Origin of the sequence: Arcobacter venerupis (assembly GCF_013201665.1) — a bacterium.
Lineage (GTDB): Bacteria > Campylobacterota > Campylobacteria > Campylobacterales > Arcobacteraceae > Aliarcobacter > Aliarcobacter venerupis.
In genome coordinates this window covers 2,313,560-2,338,827 of the sequence record NZ_CP053840.1, presented here as the reverse complement: position 1 = coordinate 2,338,827, position 25,268 = coordinate 2,313,560, and the positions used below count along the sequence as shown (strand labels likewise).

Here is a 25,268-nt window from a genome sequence, read left to right as displayed (position 1 = left end):
ACACTCTTAAAAATCAATGTTTTATTAAAGACTTAGTAATATTTAGCTAAAATCAGCGTTAAAATTATAACAATCGGAGTAAATTTAATGGAATTTAGCGCAAATAGAGTTGATGGTGCAAATGCTGTAATAACTGCAACTATCGCAAAAGAAGTAATAGAAGCAAATTTAGATAAAGTAGCAAAACAAGCTGCTAAAACTATGAATGTTCAAGGTTTTAGAAAAGGAAAAGTTCCTGTAGCTGTTGTAAAACAAAGATTTGCAGATAAATTAAGAGAAGATGCAGAAGCAGATGCTTTAAGAAAAATTTTAAATGATGCTTTAAAAGAATTAAATATTGCTAATGCTGATTTAATTGGTGAGCCAACAATTTCAAAATTTGATAAAAAAGAAGATGGTTCTATTGAGATAGAAATTTCTGTTGCTTGTAAACCAATTATTGATTTAGGTGATTATAAATCTTTAATTCCAGCAGTTGAAGATAAAGAAATAGACGTAAAAGATATTGATGCAAGATTAGAAGAAATTGCTAAATCTTCTGCACCATTAGAAAAAATTGCAAGAAAAAGAGCTGCAAAAGATGGTGACCATGCTGTTATCGATTTTGAAGGTTTTGTTGATGGTATTGCATTTGAAGGTGGAAAAGCTGACAAATATCCATTACAAATAGGTTCTGGTTCATTTATTCCAGGATTTGAAGAACAAGTTATTGGTATGAAATATGAAGAACAAAAAGATATCGTTGTAACTTTCCCAGAATCTTATCAAGCAAAAAACTTAGCTGGAAAAGAAGCTACATTTAAAGTAACTTTACATGAAATTCAAGAAAAAGCTGCAGCTGAATTAAATGACGAATTTGCACAAAAAATGTTACCAGGTGAAGAAAATGTAACAATTGACACTTTAAGAGAAAAAATTAAAGAGCAAATCAAAGCAGAATCTATGAGTAAATATTATAGAGAAGAATTAAAACCTGCATATTTAGAAACTTTAGTTGAGAGAATAGAATTTGCATTACCAAATTCTGTAGTTGATCAAGAGATTAATTATGCTTTAAATAATAAAGTAAGAACAATGACTGAAGAAGAAATTTCTGTATTAAGAGAAGATGAATCTAAAGTTGAAGAAATCAGAAATGAATTAAAAGAAGATGCAGTTAATTCTGTAAAAGCTACATTCATTATTGATGCGTTAGCAAAAGCTGAAAATGTAGAAGTGTCTGATCAAGAAGTTATGCAAGTTCTTTATTATGAGGCAATGCAAATGGGACAAAATCCACAAGATGTTGTAAAACAATACCAAGAAGCTGGATACCTACCTGCAATTAAAATGTCTATGATTGAAGAGAAAGTTATATCTAAATTATTAGATGAAAAATTAGGAAAATAATAAGATAGGATTGATTATGAGTTATATACCATATGTAGTTGAGAAAAGTGGACGAGGGGAAAGAAGTTACGATATTTATTCAAGACTTCTTAAAGATAGAATTATTATGTTAAGTGGAGAGGTAAATGATGCAGTAGCTTCTACAGTTGTTGCACAATTACTTTTTTTAGAAGCTGAAGATCCAGATAAAGATATCTATTTATATATCAACTCTCCAGGTGGAGTAATTACAAGTGGTATGTCAATTTATGATACTATGAATTATATCAAACCTGATGTTTGTACTATTTGTATAGGTCAAGCTGCATCTATGGGAGCATTTTTATTATCTGCTGGAACAAAAGGAAAAAGATACTCTTTACCTAATTCTAGAATAATGATCCATCAACCATCAGGTGGAGCTCAAGGGCAATCAACTGATATTCAAATTCAAGCAAAAGAAATTCAAAGAATGAAAGATTCTTTAAATGCTATTATTGCTGATCAAACAGGGCAAGACCTTGCTAAAATTGAAAAAGATACGGATAGAGATAATTTCATGAGTGCTACTGAAGCTTGTGCTTATGGTTTAATTGATGAAGTTATAGCAAAACATAAATAAAGAATATTATTAATGATTAGAGAAGTTATAACTTATCCAAATAAATTACTTCGATTAAAGTCAAAAGATGTGGAGCAATTCGACGCTGAATTGCACACTCTTTTAGATGATATGTATGATACTATGATGGCTGAAGGTGGTGTTGGACTAGCAGCAATTCAAATATCAATTCCTTCAAATGTATTAATTATAAATCTTCCAAATGAAGAAGACATTCAAGAAAAAGATGAATTAATAGAAGCTATTAATCCTGTAATTACTCATAAAGATGGGAGCCAGATATTTACTGAGGGTTGTTTAAGTGTTCCAGGTTATTCAGAAGATGTAACAAGAGCACAACATATTATAGTTGAATATTTTGATAGAGATGGAAATAAACAAATAATGGAATGTGAAGATTTCTTAGCCGTTGCATGGCAACATGAAATGGAGCATCTTTCAGGGCATTTATTTATTGAAAATTTATCAATAATCAAAAGAAAAAAATTCGAAAAAGAGTGGAAAAAAAAGTTAAAAGATAAAAGATAAATCTTATATCTTTACTTTTTTTTTAACCTTCAAAACCCTTTCTTAATACATTAAAAATCATTGAAAATATTAAACTATTTGCAATAATCCAAATTCCCCAAAAAAATACTTTTTCAAATTTTGTAAGAAAAATATCTTTAAATAATAAAGGGCAAGATTTAATAGCTAAATAAAAGAAAAAAGCTATTCCCACATACATACTATATTTGTTTTGTGAAGCGAATAATATTGTTATAAATGATATAAATGGAACAAAAACTGTTAAAGCAAAAAATTTACCATAAATTTTTCTTTTTTTATCTCCATTAAAATATCCTACTGTATATCCACATTCTGGACAAACTGTTCCTAATCTTGATAATATTTCATGATTGCACTCTGGGCAATTTATAAGTGATGACATTTTTTAATAATCCTAATTTTTTGCCTATTATAGCAAGTGAAGTTAAAAAGTGCATTTAGTCATTTGCTCTTTAATTAAAATAAAGATAATATATTTTTTTATTATATTATTAAATGGTATCAATTATGAAAATTATAAAATCAGCTTCCCTTGAGACATTAGATGCAATTAGTATTGACGTTGAATCAACATTTACAAAAGGCTTACCAACCTTCACAATAGTAGGAATGATAAGTACTAGTATTAGCGAGTCAAAAGATAGAGTAAAATCTGCACTTCTAACAAATGGCTTTAAATTTCCACCACTAAAAATTACAGTAAATCTTTCACCTTCTGAAATAAATAAGAAAGGAACTCATTTTGATTTAGCAATTGCTTTACAAATTGCACTTTTTGAAGAAAAAAATATTGATTTTGAAGATATATATTTTTTTGGCGAGCTGGCACTTGATGGAAATATAAAAGATACTAGTTCTATTTTTCCAATTATTTTATCTCTTGTAAAACAAAATATTATTAAAAAAGTTTTGGTATGTGAAATAAGTGCAGAAAAATTATCAAATATTCCAAATTTAGAAATATACAAAGTAAAAAATCTAGAAGAAGCAATAACTTTTACTAAATCAAAAAATAAAGAGAACTTTTTATTCCAAAAAAAGATTTTAGAGTATAAAACACTAAAAATAAAGGATGAAAAATTTTATTATGAGACAATCTATAAAGATGATTTTTCTGATGTTATTGGTCAAGAGATGGCTAAATATGCAGCCTTAATAAGTGCAGCAGGAAATCATAATATAATTTTTGAGGGAAGTCCTGGCTGTGGGAAATCTATGATTTCTAAAAGATTACAATATATTATGCCTCCTATGAGTTTGGAAGAGATTTTAGAAAAAGCAAAACTCCAAGCTTTGGATTTTAAAGAGGTTGATTTTTCTCCAATTAGAGCTTTTCGCTCGCCACATCACAGTTCCACAAAATCCTCAATTTTTGGAGGGGGAAGTGTAAATGCAAAAATGGGAGAAATTGCTTTAAGCAACAACGGAATTTTATTTTTTGACGAATTACCACACTTTTCAAAATCAATTTTAGAAGCATTAAGAGAACCACTTGAAGATAACAAGATTTTAATTTCAAGGGTAAATAGTAAAATCATGTATGAAACTAAATTTATTTTTATTGCTGCTATGAATCCATGTCCTTGTGGGAATTTACTTTCAAGTTTGAAAGAGTGTAGATGTAATGAACTAGAAATTCAAAGATATAAAAATAGATTGAGTGAACCCTTCTTAGATAGAATTGATTTATATGTAGTTATGAATGATAGTTTTAGTGATAACAAAAATATTGTAAGTTCAAAAGAGCTTCATTCAAATATTTTAAAAGCTTTCATAAAACAAAAAAATAGAGGACAAAAAGAGTTAAATGGAAAACTAAATGAAGAAGAGATAAAAAAGTATTGTATTTTAGATGAGGAATCAAAAGTTATTCTTGAAAAAGCAAGAATAAATTATCAACTCTCATTTAGAAGTATAAACAAAGTTTTAAAAGTTGCAAGAACTATATCTGACTTAAATGATAATGAGATTATTAAAAAAAATGATTTATTGCAAAGCTTAAATTTTAGAAGAAGATAAATCAAACTTAGAGATAGTTTTTAAAAAGTCTATTTTTATTGTATAATGCAAAAAATTAGATTTTGCGAAGAAAAACTTCGTATTGATTACAAAGGGATAAAAATGACAAAATGCGGATACGTATCAGTAGTAGGAAGACCAAATGCGGGTAAAAGTTCACTTTTAAATTGGCTTGTTGGCGAAAAAATTGCGATGGTTTCACATAAAGCAAATGCCACAAGAAAAAGATCAAATATTATTGTAATGCACAATGATGATCAAATTGTATTTGTGGATACTCCTGGTATCCACGAAACAGAAAAACTATTAAATCAATTTATGCTTGATGAAGCATTAAAAGCTATGGGTGATTGTGATTTAATTTTATTTTTAGCACCAGTTACAGACAAAGTCTCACACTATGAAGATTTCTTAGTAAAAAATAAAAAAGGTGTAAAACATATTTTATTACTTACAAAAATAGATTTTGTATCAAATGCTGAAGTTTTAGAAAAAATGAAAGAATATGAAAAATATAGTGATAAATATGAAGCAATTATTCCAATTTCAATTAAAAAACAGACAAAACAATCTGATATATTAAATGATGTTGTAAAACATCTGCCTGTTCATCCTTATTTATTTGACCCTGAAATTATGACAACTGAACATTTGAGAGATCTTTTTAAAGAATTTATTAGAGAGTCAATTTTTGATAATATTAGTGATGAAATACCTTATGAAACTGATGTTATGATAAATAAAGTTGATGAAAAGCCAGGGGTTGATGTTATTAAAGCTACAATAATTGTACAAAAAGGTACTCAAAAAGGTATGATTATTGGAAAAGATGCGACAGCTATTAAAAGAATAGGAAAAGATGCAAGACTTAAAATTGAAAAATTAACTGGCAAAAAATGTTATCTTGAACTTTTTGTTTCAATCAAAAAAGGTTGGACAAAAAATAGACAAGGTTTAAAAGAATTAGGTTACGATGTGACTTTCTAAAAGAGGAATCCCCCTCTTTTTACTTATTTTATTACAACTAAATAATTTTAAATTTTACTAATTAATTTAAGCAATAATTTTATATACTAACTTAATAATAAAAAATATTATATTAAGTTGGATTTATATGTTAAATTTTATTCTTTCAAATAAAATAAAATCTATTGCAATTGATGTTTCTGAAGAGATAGATAATAAAAATATAAAAAAATTTATTTTTACTTCACTTAAATTAAATAAACACAATATTAATAAAGATGATTTTGTACATATAAATTTCATTAATGAACTAAAACAATACCAAATTCTTATTTTCCCAAATAATTATAAACATACAATATTTCAAATATTTAACCAGTTTTACATAAACAAAAAAGACTTAGCAAGTTTTGATTTATACATTACAAAAGAGTTCTTTTGTTTATATAAAAATGGAAAGTTTTACTATTATCAAACCTTGGAATCTGAAATTTTAGTTGATGATTTAGTTGAATATATAAATAAGATTTTTTCTATAAAAGTGGATACTTTTAAAATTATTGATGAAATATATTTAGAAGAGTTGAAAAATAGTTATTTAGAAAAATCATTTAAAAATGAGCTTTTAAATTTTAATAGCAAAAAAGATTTTTCTTTTGGAATTTATTTAATATATATTTTAATACTTATACTTTTCTCTATATATTTCTATATAAGTTATAAAAAGAATAGTGAAAACTTCAATGAAGTAAATTCTCAAAATAGTATAGAAAAAATAAAAAATGAGCATTATTTTGTCTCTTTTTCCTCTGATTTTAGTGAATTTATGAATTTAGCACAAAAATACAATTTAAATTTGAAAACCTTTGAATATAGAGTTGATAAAGCAAAAGTAGTTATTTGTTCAAGTTCAAAATCTGATATTTACTCTTTTTTTAATGAATTAAAAACAAGATTAATTTCTCATGATTTAAACTATTTTGAAAATGAAAAAATTTATGAATCGACAATTTATGTTAAATTTTCTAAATAAAAAATTTACTTCTAGTAGTATAAAAACTAAAATTGAGTTATTCTTACTACCATTATTGCTTTTATATTTTGTTTATTATCTTTGTTCAATATATGTAAAAGATGATTTACAAATGAAATCCAATATAAATTTTGATGAATATTCTAAAAAAGAGTTTAATGAGTCTTTTTTGGATTTTTCTTCAAATCTTCAAGATTATGCTTTAAAAAATCAAATAGTCATATTCAATATTACAAATAATAAAAAAGTGCTTTTTATTAAAGCAAAAGCAAAAATTGGAGATATAGAAAGATTTATTACAACAATTGAAACTCTTAATAACTTTACAAATATAACTTTTTTTACACTAAATAAACAAGATTCAGAAAATTATCTATTTGAAGTAAATGTTGATTTAAATAAGTTTTATATCAAAAAAACAGAAAAACAAATAATCAAAGAGATAAAACCTAAAATACAAACAAATAATGAAAAATCAATAGAATATAAAATAAATGGAATCATCTCAGACTATGCTTTTATAAATGATACTTGGGTTAAAAAAGATGAAAAGATTGATGATTTTAAACTTACAAAAATTGAAAGGAATTATATAGTGTTAGAAAATGAGAATAGAAAAATAAAATTAGAGTTAGAAAATGAAGACTATCTTAAAAAGCTTAATTGATTATTCCTTATTTGAAAAGTATGATAAAAATTACTTTATAAATAATAAGATTCTTCCAATTTATGAAAATGATATAAGTATAAAAGTTGCTGTTTGTAAAAGTTCAAAAGTAGAAACAATAAAAAATGATTTTAATAAAGTACTTAGTTTTGTACAAATAGATGAGTTCGAACTTCTTTTTTTATTAAGTCACATAAATAAAAAGATTTTATTATATTCTTATGCTTTTAAAGCAATTTCACAAAATAGTTTTGAAAAATATATTGATAAGTTTTTAGAAGAGTTAATTTCATTTTCTATAGATTTACGAGCAAGCGATATTCATATTGAACAATATAAAGAGTTGGTTTTATTTAAATTTAGAATTGATGGAAGATTAAAAACTTTTTTTGCTTTTAGTTGCGAGTTTTTTAAACTAATTTCCTCTTATATTAAATTAATTTCAAATTTAGATATGACACAAGTTCGTCTTCCTCTTGATGGCAGATTTTCTTTAAATATAGAAAATAAGAAATATGATTTTAGAGTTTCTTCCATGCCAACCCTTGAAGCTGAATCTATAGTTTTAAGAATTTTGGATAATAAAAATATAAATAAAAATCTGCAAACTTTAGGTTTATCCACTAACTTACTTGAAATTTTAAATAAAACCCTAAAATTAACCCAAGGTTTGATTTTGATTTCAGGACCCACAGGAAGTGGAAAAACTACAACTTTATATTCAATTTTACAAGAGTTAGATAGTGAAGAAAAAAAGATAATTACAGTTGAAGATCCAATTGAATATAAAATTGATTCTATTTGTCAAATTCCAATTAATAGTAAAATTGGTCTGAGCTTTGAACTTGTATTAAAAAATATCTTGCGTCAAGATCCTGACATCATTTTTATTGGAGAAATTAGAGATAAGTTCTCTTTAGATATTGCCTTACAAGCATCTTTGACTGGACATTTAGTGATTGCTAGTATTCATGCTAATAGTGCTGTTGAGACGATTCTTAGACTAATAGACTTACAAGCTGATCCTTTTTTAATCTCAAGTACTTTAAAACTTGTAATGGCTCAAAGATTAGTCTTGAATTATTGTAAATTTTGTGGCTCAGTTGGGTGCCCAAAGTGTAACTATACAAAATATTATGATAGGTCAACAATAGCTGAGATTTTAAAAGTGGATGAGACAATATCTTCAATGATATTTAAAAAATCAGATATAAATGAGCTGAAAAATTATCTTACAAGAATAAATTTCAAAACTATTTTAGATGATGGCAAACAAAAAGTAGAACAAAATCAGACCTCACTTGAAGAAGTTTATAAAGTTGCAAGCTTTTGATGAAAAAATATAAAATAAAGTATCAAGATAAAAACGAAATAAAAGAGCTGATTTTAGAAACAAAAAATCTAGCAAATGAGATTTTACCCTCAAATATAATTGAAATAAAAGAGAATAAAAACTATTTTGAATTTGAATTTTTTATAAAAAAAAGAGTAAATGAAAAAAAACTAAATTTGCTTTTTTATGAATTAAATCTAATGCTACAAGCAAATATAAATATCAGTGACGCCCTTGATATTTTGATAAAAAATAAAAAAGACAAAAATATTTTAGAATTCTTAAAAGTTATAAAATATACTCTTTCAAATGGAAAAGAGATAGAAGAGAATTTAAGCGATTTCAAAATAAATTATCTAATTCCAGCTTTTTTAAAAATATCCCAAGATAGTGGAAATATTGCATTAAATATGAAAGCATTAAGTAGTTTGTTACTTGAAAATCTTGAAATAAAAAAAGCTTTTTTTAAAGCTATGGCTTATCCTCTTGTTTTAATAATCTCTTTTATTTTCTCTTTAATATCAATATTTATTTTTGTAATTCCAAAATTCCAAATGATTTTTGCACAAACAACAAATGAACTTCCTTTTGCAACCAAAATGTTACTAAGAACTCAATATATTTTTGAAAACTATTCCTTAATTATTTTTTTTATTTTTCTTGGGTTCTTTATATTTTTTAGTTTAATATATAAGAGAAATGTCCATTTTAAGTACTTTATTCATAAGCTTTTTATTTCAAAAATATTCTTAATAAAAGATATATATTTAAATATGCAATTATATAAACTCTTTTTAGTTATAGATATTATGTTGAAATCAAATTATGAATTTCATAAAGCTTTCATTTCCTCAAAAATTTTATTAAAAAACAAATATCTATTGGATAAAATATCCATGATTGATAATTTATTACAAAATGGAAAAAGTATCAATCACTCTTTTTTAGAAACACAAATATTTGATGATGTAGTTTTAAATCTTATAAATACAGGAGAAGTTTCAAACTCTTTGAGTATTACAATAGAGGAAATAAAAAAGATTTACAAAAATAGATTTAATGATAATATAAATTTACTCACATCGCTGATACAACCAATATTTTTGATTGTTATTATGGGTTTAATACTTTGGGTTGTGTTGGGGATTTTTATACCCATATGGGATATGGGAAATATGATAAAAGTTTGAAAAGGAGTTACTTTGATTAACTGTTACATCAAAAAAGGAAATAAACTTAGTGTTATTGAGGGAGTAGATGTTTTTGAGAATAATGAAGATAAAAATAGTGTAATTTGGATTGATATGCTTCTTCCTACCTTAGAGGAAATAAGAGCAGTAGAAAGTATGTTTGATATGGAATTTCCCACAAAACAAGAGACAGAAGAGATTGAGCTGAGTTCTAGATACTGGGAAGAAAATAATAGAATAGAAATAAATAGTTACTTCTTGATAAATGATAATAAATCAGCATTCAATGAAACGGTTTCTTTTATTTTACAAGGAACACTTTTAATTTCAGTTAGATATAAAAAATTAGAAACATTTAATACTTTTACAAAAAAACTTTTGATCTCACCAAGAGAATTTAAAACTGGTTACTCAATTTTTTGTCAAATTATTGATATTAGAATTGATGCTGATGCAGATACAATTGAAAATTTATCAAAAGAGATAACAAAAATTAGAAAACACGTATTTACAGATTATTCAAATGATGATGAAGAAATTCTTGAAAAAATCTCTACATTTGAAGATTTAAATATGAAAATTAGAGAGAACTTAACGGATAAACAAAGAATATTAAATTCACTTTTAAAATCACAAAAATTTGTGGATGATAAACAAGAATTGCCAATTATGTTAAAAGATATTAAGTCATTAATTGACCATACAAATTTTAATTTTGAAAGACTTGATTACTTACAAAATATCTTTATTGGTATCTTAAGTATTGAGCAAAATAAGGTTATAAAAATATTTACGATTGTAAATGTTATATTTCTTCCCCCAACATTAATTGCAAGTATTTATGGAATGAATTTTGATTTTATACCTGAATTACATTGGCAATATGGATATGTATTATCTATTGTATTTATGATAATTGCATCAATTACACCAATCTTAATTTTTAAGAAAAAAGGTTGGATTTAATATTAGAAATAATATAAAAAATTAAAGGATAAATAATTAATGAGCAGTGAAATAGAATTTGAAAATGCTATAAAAAAAATGTTAGAGCACGTTGGAGAAGACATAACAAGAGAGGGTTTAATTGATACTCCAAAAAGAGTAAGAAAAGCTTATGAGTTTATGTGTAGTGGTTATAAACAAGACCCAAAAGAGATAATTGAAAAAGCTCTTTTTACTTCAACAAATGATGAAATGGTTGTGGTAAAAGATATAGAGTTCTATTCTCAATGTGAACATCATATGTTGCCAATTATTGGAAAAGCACATGTTGCGTATATTCCAAATGGAAAAGTTATTGGTTTGTCAAAAATACCAAGAGTTGTTGATATATTTGCAAGAAGATTACAAATTCAAGAGCAATTAACTGAGCAAATTTGTGATGCTTTAAATGAACACTTAAAACCAAAAGGTGTAGCTGTTATGATTGATGCACGTCATATGTGTATGGAAATGAGAGGAGTTGAAAAGATTTGTTCAACTACTGTTACATCAGCATTAAGAGGATTATTTAAATCTAATAAAACAACAAAAGATGAGTTTTTATCTATAGTTGCTCAATCTCTTCATAAATAAATCCCATATTATAGATACTATATAAATATTTAATACATTTTTTTATCCACACTTTTTTAATATTTTTTAAAAAAAGTGTGGATTTCTATATTACTTACATAAAATCAAAAAAATTGAATACAATTTTAGTTACATTTAATGCTAGAGTTTAAAAATAAAAAATTGTGGACTAAATAATATTTCTTTTATGTAATAATACAGACTACATTTTAATTTTTAAGAGAGATTATATTAATGGATGAGAATAAAAGCTATTTACCAAAACCAGCAGAAGAAAAAGTCAAACGAGGAGAATTTGTTGATAACAGTAATGATTTAAGAAAAGATTTAAATAGTTATGACCAGCATATGACAAATGAACATTTAAATATAGGTAAATCGCTAGATAGACATATTAATCTTCAAGAAGTAACTTTTTCAAAGATTAATCAGATTAGACAAAATAATGATGCAATAAGATACAATTTAGCGATGAATGATTTTCAAAAGAATAGATTTTTTCAAGATGTTAATTTTTTTCATTCCTCTAGCATAAATAATCTTAATTTTAAAGGTATTTATATTTGGAAAAATGAGAGTGGTAATTCAATTTATTATCGATTAGATAGTTATGGTAATAGAATAAAATGTAATAATGATGAAGAGATATTAAAACTATTTTTTCCAAATCATATTAAAATTTATGAAAAAATAGAAGATGTGATTATAGATAATTATCCAATCTTCGTAAGAAATCTCATTCCAATAATAAGAGATGATGTTTTTTATCCATTACTTAATAGAGAGTGGTTTTTTATACAAAATATTCAATATAGGAATTTATTTAACTCAACTGTATATACTCCTCTTTCTATAAATATTCCAATTCAAAATACAATAAAAATTGAACCAATAAGAAATTCTACAATTGAGACTTTTATTGAGTATTTAGTAGAAGATAATGACTCATTTGGAATTTTAATGAAAGTGTTAGTAAATTTTCATAAAAGTAAATTTAAATCAAATTATGCTTTTGTTTTAATAGGAGATGAAAACTCAATAGATATTTTCATAAATGAAATTATAAAACCTCTTTTTTCATCAAAAGATGAATATTTTTCTACAATAGATGATAAACTTTTAGATAAAAAAGTAGATGCAAAAATTATAGAAGACAAAATATTTTATCATGTTAAAAATTTATCAGAAGCTAATTTAAAGTCTAAAAGAGTTCGTAAACTTATATTTGATATTGTAAGACCAAATAAAATAACTGCTGACAATGCAATTTTAAATAATGAAACTTATGTATGGGGAGAATTGTTTATTACTTCTTCTAAAAATAATCCTCATCCAGCTTTAGAAGATATTTATTCAAAATGTATAGTAATAAAAGTAAAAAACTTAAAAACAATTTTAAAAAAAATGAATATAGATAAAATATCTTTAATAGAAAATATGCAAGCAGATTTATTTAATTTTTCTAATCTTTTAGCTAGTTCTAATTTTTTTGATATTAAACAAGATGTATATAAATTACAACAGAAAGAAGAGTATATAAATTTACGAAATATGTTAAATGGAATTATCTATACAAATGATTTAAACAAAAAAATTAGAGAATTTGTGATAGCTATTCAATATAAAAAAATTCTTTTCTTTAATAAAATATTAGTAGAAAATAAAGAGTTATATGATGAACTGCTATACAATTTTGAAGAAGATATGATTGCACAGCCTATACTTAGTGAGTATTTTAATATTATTAATGATGATATTATTTTTGAAGAAAATAGTTATCTCTTGGATATTTTAAAACAAGAATATGAAATGTTTAAAATAACTCCAAAAGATGAATCAAAATATAATGGAAAAAAACGATATAAAATTTTCTAAATAATATATATTTTCCCTTTTCAAAACTGTACTAAAAATTCTTCTAAAAAGAGTAGATTTATATTTTAAACCTACTCTTATTCTCCCTAAATCCCGATGCCTATCCAAGTTAATCCTAATTAAATCCTATTAAGATTCTTTTCAAGTGCTAGTTGATTTTTTTATATATTCTTTTGTTTATTGAACTAAATATAGATAAAAATATTTTACCCTTATAATATAAAATTTTTACTTTTATATTTTAATAGCAGTTATGAAAATCAAGAAATATTTATTTAGGAATAGAATAGTTTATAATTTAGTTAGTGGATAAATATTTTAAATTTATTTTTTAGTTAAGTTTTTAGCAAATCTAATTTCAGAAATTTTGACAAGTCTATTAATGTATCATCTTTTATTAATTATAGTTACTCAAAATATTTCATTTGAAGCTTATTGTATTTATAAAGTTATGCAATCTTACTTTAATACTTGTCAACTTAGAATAAAAAGAAGAATAGATATTGAAAATTAAAAAAAAGAGATATTACAAGGCTATTTTAGCCTTGTAATATTTGATTTAAGTTCATTACTCCAAACCTTCTTTACTTTCATTAGCTCCAATAGTATTAGCAATTAAAAATTTAATTAATTCAGTTCTACTAATATGTATCTTTTTCCCTATTTTTACAACTTCTAGTTCATTATTATAAATCAATTTCTTAGCCATGTCAGTCTTGAGAATTTTCATTTCTTCAATTTCTTTAAGATTAAAGATTACACCTTGTGGTATTAACATATCGTATTTTTCAAACATTTTTAACTCCTGTGAATATTTTTCACATAAGAGGTTTTAAATAAATTTTTATTTTGAATTCCAATTTTTTTCAATCACATATCATAAAGATAGACAAGGCAAGAGCTTTGTAAAAAATTTATGAGGAGATTTGAATGCAAAGATTAGAGAAATTCAATCATGGAGTATCTACACTTCCAAAAAAGATAAATCAGAAGCTTCTAGATGAATGTAAAGTTAAACTTTTTGAAAAAAATAAAGGTTTAGTAAATATTTTTAAGCCAATAAATAATAGTTGGTTTACACTAATTGTAAGAGCTTAATATGTCACCTTTAGCAGTGTTATCAATAGTTATAGCTGTAGCAACAGCACTTAAAGATGTGATTAAAGATTTAGACGAATAAGCAAAAAATTAAAATATAAAAAGGATAAAAAATGTCAGTAAAAATAAAACCACTAAGCAATGAGCAACTAAATAGTATAGCTCTAACTTTGTTCACTCAAGAACCACATAGTGAAGTTAGTGATAAATACCACTTCATTCCAACAATAGATGTAATTGAAGAAATAAGAGCAAATAATTGGTATCCAGTTAATGTTGCAGTTGCTAATGTAAGAGATGAAGAAAAAGAAGGCTTCCAACAACATTGTGTTAGATTCAGACACTTTGAAGATTTACTCAATCCAAAAGATAACGCAGTAGAACTTTTACTATTCAATAGCCATGATAGAAGTAAAGCTTTCTCAATTTCAGCAGGTATTTTCAGATTCGTATGTGCAAATGGTCTAGTTATCTCAGATAGCGTATTTGAAACCTATAAAATCAAACACCTTGGTGAAAGAGATAATGATGTATCAAATGCTGTTGCTAATATAACAGCTATCAAACCAAAACTAATGCAAAAAATAGAAAAACTAGAATCAATCACACTAAACCAAAGTGAAAAAGAATCATTTGCAAAATACTCAATTCCTCTAAGATTTGAAGAACACCTAGAAATCAATCATAATGATTTACTAATTCCTCATAGAGAACAAGACTCAAAAGATGACCTTTACACAGTTTTAAATGTAATCCAAGAAAACCTTTTAAGAGGAAATATCCAAGGTATCAACAAAGATACAAAAAGAAGATTCACAAGTAAAGAAATCACATCAATTTCTAAGGACACAGAAGTAAATAAAGGTATTTGGGATATAGCAGAAAAGATAGCAAGTATCAAAGATTCAAATTATCTAGTTGCTGCATAAGGAGTAAAAAATGAAACTAATAAATTATCAACTCCAAACTCAAATAGAATACCTTGGTGAGAATAAAACAAATTCTCACTTCAAGGATTATCTAAAATCAGTTTTAGAAGATACTTCAAAACCATATTACCAAAGAGCAGATTATATAGGTTTATCTCTAAATGAAATCAAATCAAAAATTGATACTTTAACTTCTGATATATCAGATTTACAAGCCTTAAAAAAGAAACTAAATTCAGCACTTGAAATAGCCAAAGAACTAACTGCAAATGTATTTTTAGAGAATGGAATAGATAGAATCGATGGAAATATCATTAGTTCTCTAACTCTAACAAATGCAACAAGTAAAACCAAAGATGAAATTCTAATCAAAGATGAAAATGCAGTAATAAATCTTGGATATGTGAAATTTTCAGTTGATTATGCAGCTATTGAAAAAGCCCTGCAAACCAAAGAGGGAAAAAAAGAGCTAAAGAAATTTGTAGAAGTTACACCAATTACAATTTCAACTCCAGCAAAAATAAAAGTTAATACCAAAAGAACATCTGCAAATAATACTGAAATAGAAGCAAATGAAACAGATGATATCTTGGTTATTGAAGAACAAATAAAAGATTATCAATCTCAAAAATTAGTAGCATAAGGAGTAAATTATGTTTGATAAAAACCAATTAACTATCTTAACTCAAGAACTAGATAGTAATAGAATAAAAACAAGAGAAAAAGGAAATATCAATCTTTCATATATTGAAGGATTTGATGTTATAGATACTGCAAATAAAGTATTTGGATTTGGTAATTGGTCTTATTCTATTTCAAAATTAGATCAAGTATCACAAGAGCTTAATCAAAACCAAAATAATGTAGTTTGCTATAAAGCAGTAGTACAAATTCAAATTCATAATACTAATCATACACTAGATGTAAATAGACAAGATGTAGGATTTGGAACTGGTGTTGCTAAATCTTTGGCAGATGCTCATGAGGGTGCAGCCAAAGAAGCTGTAACAGATGCAATTAAAAGATGTTTTAGAAGCTTTGGGAATCAGTTTGGAAATTCACTTTATGATAAAACAAAGAATCATCAAAATAGTGCTTATCAGCAGAATCAAAACCAAAACTATAATCAAAGACAACCACAGAATAACCAACAACAGCAACAACCTTATCAAAATCCAAATCAAACAAGAAATACACAACAAAATAATTCTTCTTTTAACCAATATGAATATCAATCTCTTTTCAATCTAGGATTAAATATTGTAGAAAATAATGGATTTTTAATTGTAACTGGTGATGATATATTTAGTAAGAAAGATTCAATTAAAGCTTGCGGCTTTAGGTTTGATAGTAAGTCTAAGACTTGGTATAAAGCGATAGAACAAGGAGCAGCTTAATGAATAGTTTAATTCCACAATCTATTTTAGAAAATATTCCTGATTTATACGAAACAGAAAGAAGTTTAAATCCTATTTGCCAAATTAAACTTTTTACTCCTGATGCACAATGGACATGGTACATAATAGAAATCTCAAAAGAGGATAAATCTACTTGTTATGGTTATGTTGTTGGATTTGAAAGTGAACTTGGATATTTCTCTTTAAAAGAAATAGAATCTATAAAAGGAGCTTTAGGATTAGGTGTTGAAAGGGATATATCATTTAAGCCAACAGCATTAGAGATTATTAGGAAATTCAAATGAAAAATATTTATATTCAAAATGAAGCTAAAAAAGGTTTCAAAGATTGGACAAAACAAGGATTAGCGTTTTTACTATCGCTAACTAGTGAAAATAGAAGAATTAAACATAAAATCAAAAAGAAACTTGACAAACTAAAAAGGAGTTAAAAATGGATGTTAATTATGATTCATTACTTCCACAAAAAATACTATTCAACCTGAAAGAAGTTGAGGATATTGGAATAATAAAAACAAATATGGCCAAAAAACTAATTTATAATGGTTTTTTAGAAGTTGTTAAAATTGGAAAAAAAATTCATATATCAAGAAAGGAGCTAATTAGATACTTAGAGTCAAATACTTATCCTTCAAAAAATATAGCCTAAGCCTATTTGGTTTAGGCTATATTCTTGCGATATTTTTTTTATTTAACTTCCTATATTTGAAGAGATAAAAATATTAGTAAATATGGATATTTTTTAGTTTGTATAATATGCATAAAAATACTACACCAAATTATAAAAAATAGGTTTAATATATTCATATATTATATGCTAATAATAATCATTAAAACTATCTTTCAATCTCTATCTTATATTATGGAAACAAGTATGACATATAGTACAGAGATAGATACAGTAAGTATCCAAATAGATTGTAATAGTTTAGAAGAACAGCAAGGCATAAGCTTTATGATAGCTAGAGCCATAGGGGAATATAACAAAGTTTGTATTAAAGATAATATTTTTACAAAAAAAAAAGAAATATTATTTAACAATAATAGACTAGGGATAATTAGACTAGGGATGAACCCTATCTTGAATAAATTTACAAGACAGTATGATACAAATTATTATGTAGCAGTGTCTTTTGCAGGTTTAAAATCTTATATAGGAATACTAGATAATTTAAGTAAAGGTTGTTTATTTGCAACTTGTGGAATACTAAATACATTTAATATTGATTATATGTTTACAGAGTTGGATGTGTGCTTAGATATAAGTGCAAAAATAGATAATATTCTTGCAATTTGTACAACAAAACTACCAAGAACTGAGTACCATCTAGTAAATCATAGTTTCTACAATGGAGATACTGTATATATAGAAAAAATATCAAAAAGTAGATTAACCTATAATTCTCAAAGAGCTTATGTATATAATAAAGCAAAAAAAGAGAATCTTATATATCCTTTGACTAGGTTTGAATTAAAATTACAAAAACTATTTTTTTTAAATAATGAGTTGAACTTTTCAATGATTATTAATGCATTAGATAGATATACAGTGATGTATTTTCAAAATATTTATGAAAAAAAAATAATTGTTGATAGATATAATAGTTATAGTAGAGTGAGTAAAAGAGATATCTATAGAATGGGATTAGATAAATATAGATTAAAGCCAGATGTTGTGAAAATAGAAAGATTTATAAATAATCTAAAAAGCTATAAGTTATATTGATTTTAGAAAAGAATTTAAAAATGAGTCATTTGTGAGTCAATTGATTAGATATAATATTTATAATTATCCATAGGATTTAAAAATGGCTCACGATTTATTAGCAAAAAGATTAGCATATATCCTTACAAAACTAAACAATGGTGAAAAATTCACATTAAAAGAGTTGGCTTTAGAATTTGGTACAACTACAAAAACTATAAGTAGAGATTTAAATGAAAGATTTATTTATATTCCAATAAAAAAAGAAAAAAACTTATATTCTCTTCATGAGTATGCATTAGGAAAACTAAATCTTGAAGATATAAAAAACTTTGCTACTATAAGTGGTATAAAATCCCTATATCCAACTCTTACTAATCAATTTTTAACAGAGATTTTAGAAAATAAAATTAATAAAGTTTTTTTAGTAAAAAATAGTGGTTTTGAAATGATTGAAAATAAAAAAGATGATTTTGAAAAACTAAGTCGTGCAATAATCAATCATCATGTTGTAGAGTTTCTTTATAAAGATAAAGAAAAAATAGTTGAGCCATATAAACTTATAAACTCAAATGGTGTTTGGTACTTATGTGCAAATGATAGTGGAAAATTAAAAACATATTCTTTTACAAAAATAGAGAACCTAAAAACTAAAGAAGATAAATTTAATCTAAATTCTGAACTTTTAAAAGAGATAGAAAAAGATGAAATAAATTGGTTTTCTAATAAATTAAAAGAAGTACAGCTAAAAATAGATAATAGTGCAAAAGATTACTTTTTAAGAAAAAAAGTTTTATCAAATATGAAAATAGTTGAGGAAAATGATCAGTATTTCATAGTTTTAACAAAAATTGCTTTTGAGGATGAAATAATAAATCTAGTTAAATATTGGATTCCTTATATTCAAATTCTCTCTCCCAATGATTTAGTAGAAAAACTGAACAATATTTTAAATGGCTATATAAAAAGGACACAACCTGTCCAAAGCCAATGTTAGAATTTTCTAAATTAAAATATTAGGAGATTAATATGTTACCAATTATTTTAGGTGGAATGGCTGTTTTAGGTGTGGGTTATGTTGCAAAAAGAGTTTATGAAGAAAATCAATATGAAATTGATGGAAAAATTGAAGATGGATTAGTATCTATTCAAGAATGGTTCGAAGCAAAAACTGAAGCTTTGGATAATTACTCTTTTTCTACTAGAGATGAAGAAGATAAATATCAAGTGGAAGAAGAGATCAACCTAGATAACTTACAACATATGAAAAAAAAGGTTTATCATGATTCTTTTGTAGATTTTATCTCTTTGTATACAAAAATAGAAAATATAGATTTAGGAAAAATTGAATATCAAGAAGTAGATTTTAACTCAAAAACTTATGGTGAAGAAATCTATGATGAAATGGCTCAGCATAATATTAAAGTAACAACCGATTTACTTTTTAAAGTAAATAATCTGCTTGGAGATATTGTAATGCACCTTGCTGAAATAATCAAACAAGAAACAAACTACGAAAAATTTAGAATCAAAGAGAAAGAGCTTCTAAAAGAGGCTTTTTCACTTGCTAGATTTATTCAAAAAGTTTGTGTAAATGATTCTGTAACTGAAGATGTAGTTGTTAAGTTTAATAATATTATCTCATCAATACAGGAGGATAAATAATCAAGGTTTTAAAAGATTTATACTTTAGAATTGAAATATTTTAAATAGTTTTCATATTCTGGAAAATCTAAGAGAATTAAATAATATTAAAAGGATAAAAAATGGGATTTGGTAAGATTTTAGGATTAGCAGTATTAGGTATAGGTGCCGTAGCAGCAGCACCATTTACGGGTGGTGGTTCAATATTTGGTGCAGCAACTTTAGCAGCTTCTTTAACGGGGGCAGGTGCAATTGCAGCAGCAGGTGCCGCAGGAGCAGCGGGAGCAAGTGTTGGATATGTATTATCAAGAAAAGAGGAAGAAGAAGAGCAAGCAAAGAATGAAAAAATTGCTGAACTAAACAAAAAAGCTGAAAAGTATGAGGAAGAATTAAAAAAAGCTATTTCTCAATTTCAAGGAGATAAAGAATATTTTAATTATATTATTGCTTCAACTGCTATGGGAATGGCTGTGGCTAATGCTGATGGAGAGATCTCTAGTGAAGAATTGATTGAAATAAATGAATTTGTTGGGGGAATGGCAAGTTTAAATTATCCTCAACACATAGTTACACAAATTGAAGAATTTAAAAATAATCCACCTTCTTTTAATGAGGCTATGAAGTATTTAGAAAGAGTTAGTGAATCTAATTATGAAAGTATAAAAAATCTAATTGAGCTTGTTATTGAAGCAGATGGATTTATTCATGAAAAAGAAAAAGCATTTTTAGAGGCTTTTAATAGTTCAATTAAAATGATTAATTATAAACCTGAATCAGATGATACAGAAAATAAATTTATTATAGAATTGAAAGCAAGATTTGCAGCTTAATTTTAAGAGGTAGAAACATCTATCTCTTAAAATTTATGTTTTAAATATTTTAAAAATAAAATTTATTGGAGTAATTTATGGATAGAGTAGATAGATTTAAAAAAAGAAAGAAAATAATAGAAAGTATTTCAGTGTATGAAACTATAGATAAAGAACTAGTTAATGAATTTCTAAATTCAGAAGTTGATGAGAATAAAGTTGAACAAGCATATAAAAATATTGATGAACATTATGATTTTAAATATAATTTTACAGTTTCAAAGAATGAAGCAAAAGAATTTTTAGAACAATTTAAGAAAGATTTCAATCAAGAAAGATTTGATAAATTGATTATTGATTGTAGAAAAGAGGTTATTAATTCTATTGTAACACCTTTTGGTCTTGGTAAAATAGTAGCTGCTTATGATAAAGTTGGTGGAAATGTAGATACTGTTCATAATGTTAGGGATGGAATTTATGCTACAGAAGATGAACAAAAAGCTTATGAAAATAGAGGTGAGTATAATAGTGATGTATATCATAAAGATATAAATTATATTAATATAAATAAAAAATATTCTAAAAGTAGGAAGGATGGAAATGCAGTTGATTATATGACTGATAAAAAGCTTAATCAAAATGAAAGTAATGATCTAGACCATATTAAATCAGCAAAAGAAATTCATGATGATGCAGGAAGAATTTTAGCTCAAATAGATGGAAAAGTTTTGGCTAATACCGAGACTAACTTAAAACCAACAACTTCGACAAATAATCGTTCTAAAAAAGCTTATGATATGCAAACATTTTTGAATAAAAAAGATGAAAGAATAAAAAAAATAGATGAATTAAAATCAAAAATTGATTTATCTCCGCAAGAACAAAATGAGTTAAGGAAACTTGAAGAGTTATCAAAAATTGATAATAAAAAAGCTTTAGAATCAGATGAAATAGCAAGAAAAGAAATAGACAAAAAAATTAATAAAGAATACTATACAAGTGGTAAATTTGCAAAAGCTACAACAGTTGCTGGATTAAATGAAGGTTCAAAAATGGGTATGCAGCAAGCTATAGGTCTTGTTATGACTGAATTCTTTACTGCTTTATTTGATGAAATTTTAGATATTTATAAAAATGGTTTTTCTAATGGATTTGAAGATGATAGATTTTTTATGGTTTTAAAAGAGAGACTTAAAAATATTGCTTTAAAAATTCAAGCAAAATGGAAAGATGTAGCAATTGCATTTAAAGATGGTTTTTTATCTGGATTTATATCAAGTCTTGTAACTACAGCCATTAATATGTTTGTAACTACAGGAAAAAGAGTTGTAAGAATAATTAGAGAAGGTATTTATTCATTATTTAGAGCTGTTAAAATGTTAATTTTCCCACCTGAAAATATGACTTATGAAGAAGCTATGCATGAAGCCAAAAAAGTAGTTGCTAGTGGATTAATTATAAGTTTGGGTGTTATAGCTGAACAATATATAGATACACTAATAAAAGGCTCTGTAGTTTTAGAACCATTTTCTGATATTTTAACAACAATTTTTGTTGGTGCAATAACAGGACTTGCTGTTACTATGACGGTTTATTATATTGACAAAAAGAAAAATGATAAAGATGCAATTCAAGAACTTATAAAACAAACAGATGAGAAATTTGAGAATGTAGAAATGTTACTTCAAAAACTTTCATATTAATAAATATTATTTAAAAGTTATTTGAAACATAAAATATATCTAAATTATTCAAGGACAAAATATGCAAAAAATTGATATAGCTATTATTACAATAAATCAGGTTATTGATAAAAATATAGATAATTATAATTCTGATCGAGGTTTTTTATCTCAAAATATTATGTCACAGCTTAGAAACTTTGTTGAACATGTATCATTAAAAGCATATAGTAATGGTCAAGATATAGAAGTTGAATATGAAAATATAAATAAAGCATTAGTTTATGTTAATTCAACTGCAAAGTTTAAATTTTTGAATAAATTCCACAAATTTTTGCAACCTGTTGCATCTCATTATACTCTTGATGAAGAAAACTCAGAAAGACTAATGTTAAAGTATTATGAATATTTATTAAAAATAAAAGCTTATCTTAAAAATACATTTAATTTGGATGTACTTGAAAATATAGATAAATTCCCTATTAATATTGATTCTACGACTAAAGAATATTATGAAAAAATTGCAAAAAAAATCAATCAACTTAGAGTTAAAAATCCTGATAATGAAAGATATTACATTCACAAAATAAAACCTTTTTTCATAAATCAGGAAGTTTATTACGAGGTAACATTTATTAGAGCTAATGATTATTCAAGTAAATTTGATAGGATTATAGCTTTTACAAAGCTTGATATATTACCCAATTATGCTGTTAAACTGCATATTTGTACAGAAAATATTAATGTATTAGGTAAAAGTATGCCTATAAATATTATAGACAATTGGGAAGTTTCTATTAGACCATGTGAATTAAATAATTTTAATAAAATATTTGGTATGTTTCCCAAAATACAAAGTGGAAATAAAGAATACCAAAACTTAATGATATTTTTAACCCAAAACAGTTTAAGTTTAGTAGAATTAATTGAGTTTGATGATATGAATTATAATATTATAAAGAACAGAATAACTTCTGAATTGAAGCTTGTAAATTTATTTAATATTTTAGATAGATGTAGAATATTAATAAAAAATAATTTATCAGGAAATAATGTAATTGAATATTTACTTTATAAACTCAATAATAAAATTATTAAATCACAATATTCTTTTGAAAATTGTAAGCATCTCTCAAATTTAAAGCTTGACTGGGGATGTATTCCTTTTGATCAAATGCCATTTAATACTTCTTTAAAAAATCACAATCCTAAAAGTTATGATTTATTTGATAGTATCAATCCTATTAATCGTGAGCATGAATTATTTGCAAGATTTATAAAAAATAATATAGAAGTTAAAGGAGAACTCTTTACACTAAAAAGTGATATTATTAATTTTACTAACGTTGATGATTTGATAAAAATATATAATAGTAAACTTTATCTTCCAAAACATAATCATCGTAAATTAGAAGAATATAAAAATTTCATTTATATTAGAGGATATGAGGAAGATACAATAGACATAATTAAGATGTTAAAAGAATTATCTTCTAAGGGCATTAAGAATTACTCAAATTCTGTTATTTCTTGGTTACAAAATACAACGCATCCTATTGATTGTGATGATAAAAAAACATCTTTAATTCAAATGTTTGAAAATTCGACAGTTGCTTTAATATATGGTTCAGCAGGAACGGGAAAATCTACTATTATAAATCATATATCTAATTTTTTTAATGAACGAAAAAAACTATATTTAACTATTACCAATCCTGCAATAGATAATTTAAAAAGAAAAGTATATGCTTCAAATTGTGATTATAAAACAATTGCAAAATTTTTAGCAGAAAGAAGAACTTCAACTGAATATGATTTATTGATTATTGATGAGTGTAGTATGATTAGTAATGCTGATATGTTAAAAATTTTAAATAAAGCAACTTTTAAATTACTGGTTTTAGTGGGGGATGTCTTTCAAATAGAATCAATAAATTTCGGTAATTGGTTTAACATAGCTCAAAATTTTATACCTGAGAATTCTACAACTGAATTGACAAAACCATATCGAAGTAGTAATGAAAAATTATTAGAATTATGGAGAAAAGTAAGAAATATAGATGAAGATATTTTAGAGCATATGGCTAGAAATGGTTATTCTGTAAAATTAGATGAATCAATATTTGAGAATTTTGAAGATGATGAAATAATTTTATGTTTAAATTATGATGGACTTTATGGTATAAATAATATTAATAAGTTTTTACAATCAAATAACATGCATAACCCAATAAAATGGGGAGATCATATTTATAAAGTAAATGATCCTATTTTATTTAACGAAACAAAGAGATTTGGTCCATCAATATACAATAATCTAAAAGGAAAAATTATTGAAATCAAACTTTTTGGAGATATGATTCAATTTGATATTGAAATAGATAAAACTATCAATGCTATGGATAATGATCTTTATGATTTTGAACTAATTGAAAATTCAATGAATGGAAATTCTATAATTCGTTTTAAGGTTAATATGTATAAGAATACAGATGAAGATGATGATTCTTCTGATGCAGTTGTTCCATTTCAGGTTGCTTACGCTGTTTCAATTCATAAGGCTCAAGGTTTAGAATATGATTCAGTAAAAATAGTTATAAGTAATGAAGTAGAAGAAATGATTAGTCATAATATCTTTTATACAGCGATAACACGTGCTAAAGAAAAATTAAAAATATATTGGTCTCCTGAAGTTGAAAATAAAATTTTAAAGAATTTAGAAAAAAGAAATAATAAAAGAGATGTAGCATTATTGGCATCTAAAATGAATAGTTAATAATTATG

27 protein-coding genes are annotated in these 25,268 nt (G+C 25.1%); 25 read left to right on the top strand and 2 right to left on the bottom strand.

Translation table 11 applies throughout. The features are described from left to right. Nucleotides 1-87 precede the first annotated feature (87 nt). Genes tig through def form a run of 3 tightly spaced genes read left to right on the top strand, consistent with a single transcriptional unit; the run spans nt 88 to nt 2,518 of the window. Entirely contained in the window at nt 88-1,389 is a 1,302-nt protein-coding gene (gene tig, locus AVENP_RS11620) for a trigger factor (RefSeq protein WP_128359060.1), read from the top strand. Nucleotides 1,390-1,405: 16 nt separating this feature from the next. After that, nucleotides 1,406-1,990, top strand: coding sequence for an ATP-dependent Clp endopeptidase proteolytic subunit ClpP (clpP, locus tag AVENP_RS11615; protein ID WP_128359059.1), 585 nt, complete (start codon nt 1,406-1,408; stop codon nt 1,988-1,990). 12 nt (nt 1,991-2,002) lie between these two features. Next, complete coding sequence (gene def / locus AVENP_RS11610) at nt 2,003-2,518, top strand: peptide deformylase (RefSeq protein ID WP_128359058.1); 516 nt, start codon at nt 2,003-2,005, stop codon at nt 2,516-2,518. A 22-nt stretch (nt 2,519-2,540) separates the two neighbouring features. Here def and AVENP_RS11605 read toward each other — a convergent pair whose 3' ends face one another. Continuing rightward, on the bottom strand, nt 2,541-2,921 hold the full coding sequence (locus AVENP_RS11605) for a hypothetical protein (RefSeq protein ID WP_128359057.1): 381 nt from the start codon (nt 2,919-2,921) through the stop codon (nt 2,541-2,543). A gap of 125 nt (nt 2,922-3,046) precedes the next feature. Between AVENP_RS11605 and AVENP_RS11600 the strand changes: the two genes are divergently transcribed. The 9 genes from AVENP_RS11600 to AVENP_RS11560 all read left to right on the top strand — a co-directional run bounded on the left by AVENP_RS11600 (nt 3,047) and on the right by AVENP_RS11560 (nt 13,200). After that, complete coding sequence (locus AVENP_RS11600) at nt 3,047-4,558, top strand: YifB family Mg chelatase-like AAA ATPase (protein WP_128359056.1); 1,512 nt, start codon at nt 3,047-3,049, stop codon at nt 4,556-4,558. Nucleotides 4,559-4,660: 102 nt separating this feature from the next. Further along, nucleotides 4,661-5,545, top strand: coding sequence for a GTPase Era (gene era, locus AVENP_RS11595; protein WP_128359055.1), 885 nt, complete (start codon nt 4,661-4,663; stop codon nt 5,543-5,545). A gap of 127 nt (nt 5,546-5,672) precedes the next feature. Then, the gene (locus AVENP_RS11590; RefSeq protein ID WP_128359054.1) at nt 5,673-6,557 is read left to right on the top strand and encodes a hypothetical protein; all 885 of its coding nucleotides are present in this window, start codon (nt 5,673-5,675) and stop codon (nt 6,555-6,557) included. Next, nucleotides 6,523-7,224: a hypothetical protein gene (locus AVENP_RS11585; protein WP_153802239.1), complete on the top strand. Its 702-nt coding sequence runs from the start codon at nt 6,523-6,525 to the stop codon at nt 7,222-7,224. The genes AVENP_RS11590 and AVENP_RS11585 overlap by 35 nt, the downstream gene beginning before the upstream one ends. Then, on the top strand, nt 7,196-8,557 hold the full coding sequence (locus AVENP_RS11580; RefSeq protein WP_128359052.1) for a GspE/PulE family protein: 1,362 nt from the start codon (nt 7,196-7,198) through the stop codon (nt 8,555-8,557). The genes AVENP_RS11585 and AVENP_RS11580 overlap by 29 nt, the downstream gene beginning before the upstream one ends. After that, nucleotides 8,557-9,747 carry a type II secretion system F family protein gene (locus tag AVENP_RS11575; protein WP_128359051.1) on the top strand — a complete coding sequence of 397 codons (1,191 nt, stop codon included), beginning with the start codon at nt 8,557-8,559 and terminating at the stop codon, nt 9,745-9,747. The genes AVENP_RS11580 and AVENP_RS11575 overlap by 1 nt, the downstream gene beginning before the upstream one ends. Nucleotides 9,748-9,759: 12 nt before the next feature. Beyond that, entirely contained in the window at nt 9,760-10,713 is a 954-nt protein-coding gene (corA, locus tag AVENP_RS11570; RefSeq protein WP_128359050.1) for a magnesium/cobalt transporter CorA, read from the top strand. 39 nt (nt 10,714-10,752) lie between these two features. Beyond that, nucleotides 10,753-11,325, top strand: a complete 573-nt coding sequence (gene folE, locus AVENP_RS11565; RefSeq protein WP_128359049.1) for a GTP cyclohydrolase I FolE — start codon at nt 10,753-10,755, stop codon at nt 11,323-11,325. 234 nt (nt 11,326-11,559) lie between these two features. After that, on the top strand, nt 11,560-13,200 hold the full coding sequence (locus tag AVENP_RS11560) for a hypothetical protein (protein WP_128359048.1): 1,641 nt from the start codon (nt 11,560-11,562) through the stop codon (nt 13,198-13,200). Nucleotides 13,201-13,768: 568 nt separating this feature from the next. On the opposite strand, the gene AVENP_RS11555 is transcribed toward AVENP_RS11560, so the two are convergent. Beyond that, nucleotides 13,769-13,996 carry a DNA-binding protein gene (locus tag AVENP_RS11555; RefSeq protein WP_128359047.1) on the bottom strand — a complete coding sequence of 76 codons (228 nt, stop codon included), beginning with the start codon at nt 13,994-13,996 and terminating at the stop codon, nt 13,769-13,771. Nucleotides 13,997-14,130: 134 nt separating this feature from the next. Between AVENP_RS11555 and AVENP_RS11550 the strand changes: the two genes are divergently transcribed. From AVENP_RS11550 to AVENP_RS11490, 13 genes are all read left to right on the top strand, one after another. Beyond that, nucleotides 14,131-14,298 carry a hypothetical protein gene (locus tag AVENP_RS11550; protein WP_153802238.1) on the top strand — a complete coding sequence of 56 codons (168 nt, stop codon included), beginning with the start codon at nt 14,131-14,133 and terminating at the stop codon, nt 14,296-14,298. Nucleotides 14,299-14,411: 113 nt separating this feature from the next. Then, entirely contained in the window at nt 14,412-15,227 is an 816-nt protein-coding gene (locus tag AVENP_RS11545) for a DUF932 domain-containing protein (protein WP_128359046.1), read from the top strand. Nucleotides 15,228-15,237: 10 nt separating this feature from the next. Next, nucleotides 15,238-15,870, top strand: coding sequence for a hypothetical protein (locus AVENP_RS11540; protein ID WP_128359045.1), 633 nt, complete (start codon nt 15,238-15,240; stop codon nt 15,868-15,870). Between the two features lie 10 nt (nt 15,871-15,880). Beyond that, nucleotides 15,881-16,624 carry a Rad52/Rad22 family DNA repair protein gene (locus AVENP_RS11535; protein WP_128359044.1) on the top strand — a complete coding sequence of 248 codons (744 nt, stop codon included), beginning with the start codon at nt 15,881-15,883 and terminating at the stop codon, nt 16,622-16,624. Further along, on the top strand, nt 16,624-16,929 hold the full coding sequence (locus tag AVENP_RS11530) for a DUF2958 domain-containing protein (protein WP_128359043.1): 306 nt from the start codon (nt 16,624-16,626) through the stop codon (nt 16,927-16,929). The genes AVENP_RS11535 and AVENP_RS11530 overlap by 1 nt, the downstream gene beginning before the upstream one ends. Next, nucleotides 16,926-17,075 carry a hypothetical protein gene (locus AVENP_RS11525; RefSeq protein WP_153802237.1) on the top strand — a complete coding sequence of 50 codons (150 nt, stop codon included), beginning with the start codon at nt 16,926-16,928 and terminating at the stop codon, nt 17,073-17,075. The genes AVENP_RS11530 and AVENP_RS11525 overlap by 4 nt, the downstream gene beginning before the upstream one ends. Nucleotides 17,076-17,077: 2 nt before the next feature. Then, a complete protein-coding gene (locus tag AVENP_RS11520; RefSeq protein ID WP_128359042.1) occupies nt 17,078-17,293 on the top strand; it encodes a MerR family transcriptional regulator in 216 nt (71 codons plus the stop codon). A 225-nt stretch (nt 17,294-17,518) separates the two neighbouring features. Then, complete coding sequence (locus AVENP_RS11515) at nt 17,519-18,370, top strand: hypothetical protein (protein WP_128359041.1); 852 nt, start codon at nt 17,519-17,521, stop codon at nt 18,368-18,370. An 82-nt stretch (nt 18,371-18,452) separates the two neighbouring features. Next, complete coding sequence (locus tag AVENP_RS11510) at nt 18,453-19,346, top strand: helix-turn-helix transcriptional regulator (protein WP_128359040.1); 894 nt, start codon at nt 18,453-18,455, stop codon at nt 19,344-19,346. A gap of 32 nt (nt 19,347-19,378) precedes the next feature. Next, nucleotides 19,379-20,014 (top strand): hypothetical protein, encoded by a 636-nt coding sequence (locus AVENP_RS11505; protein ID WP_128359039.1) that lies wholly within the window; start codon nt 19,379-19,381, stop codon nt 20,012-20,014. A gap of 101 nt (nt 20,015-20,115) precedes the next feature. Next, complete coding sequence (locus AVENP_RS11500; protein ID WP_128359038.1) at nt 20,116-20,823, top strand: TerB family tellurite resistance protein; 708 nt, start codon at nt 20,116-20,118, stop codon at nt 20,821-20,823. Between the two features lie 77 nt (nt 20,824-20,900). After that, on the top strand, nt 20,901-22,505 hold the full coding sequence (locus AVENP_RS11495) for a lactate permease (RefSeq protein ID WP_128359037.1): 1,605 nt from the start codon (nt 20,901-20,903) through the stop codon (nt 22,503-22,505). A 61-nt stretch (nt 22,506-22,566) separates the two neighbouring features. After that, on the top strand, nt 22,567-25,260 hold the full coding sequence (locus AVENP_RS11490; protein ID WP_128359036.1) for an ATP-dependent DNA helicase: 2,694 nt from the start codon (nt 22,567-22,569) through the stop codon (nt 25,258-25,260). Nucleotides 25,261-25,268 lie beyond the last annotated feature (8 nt).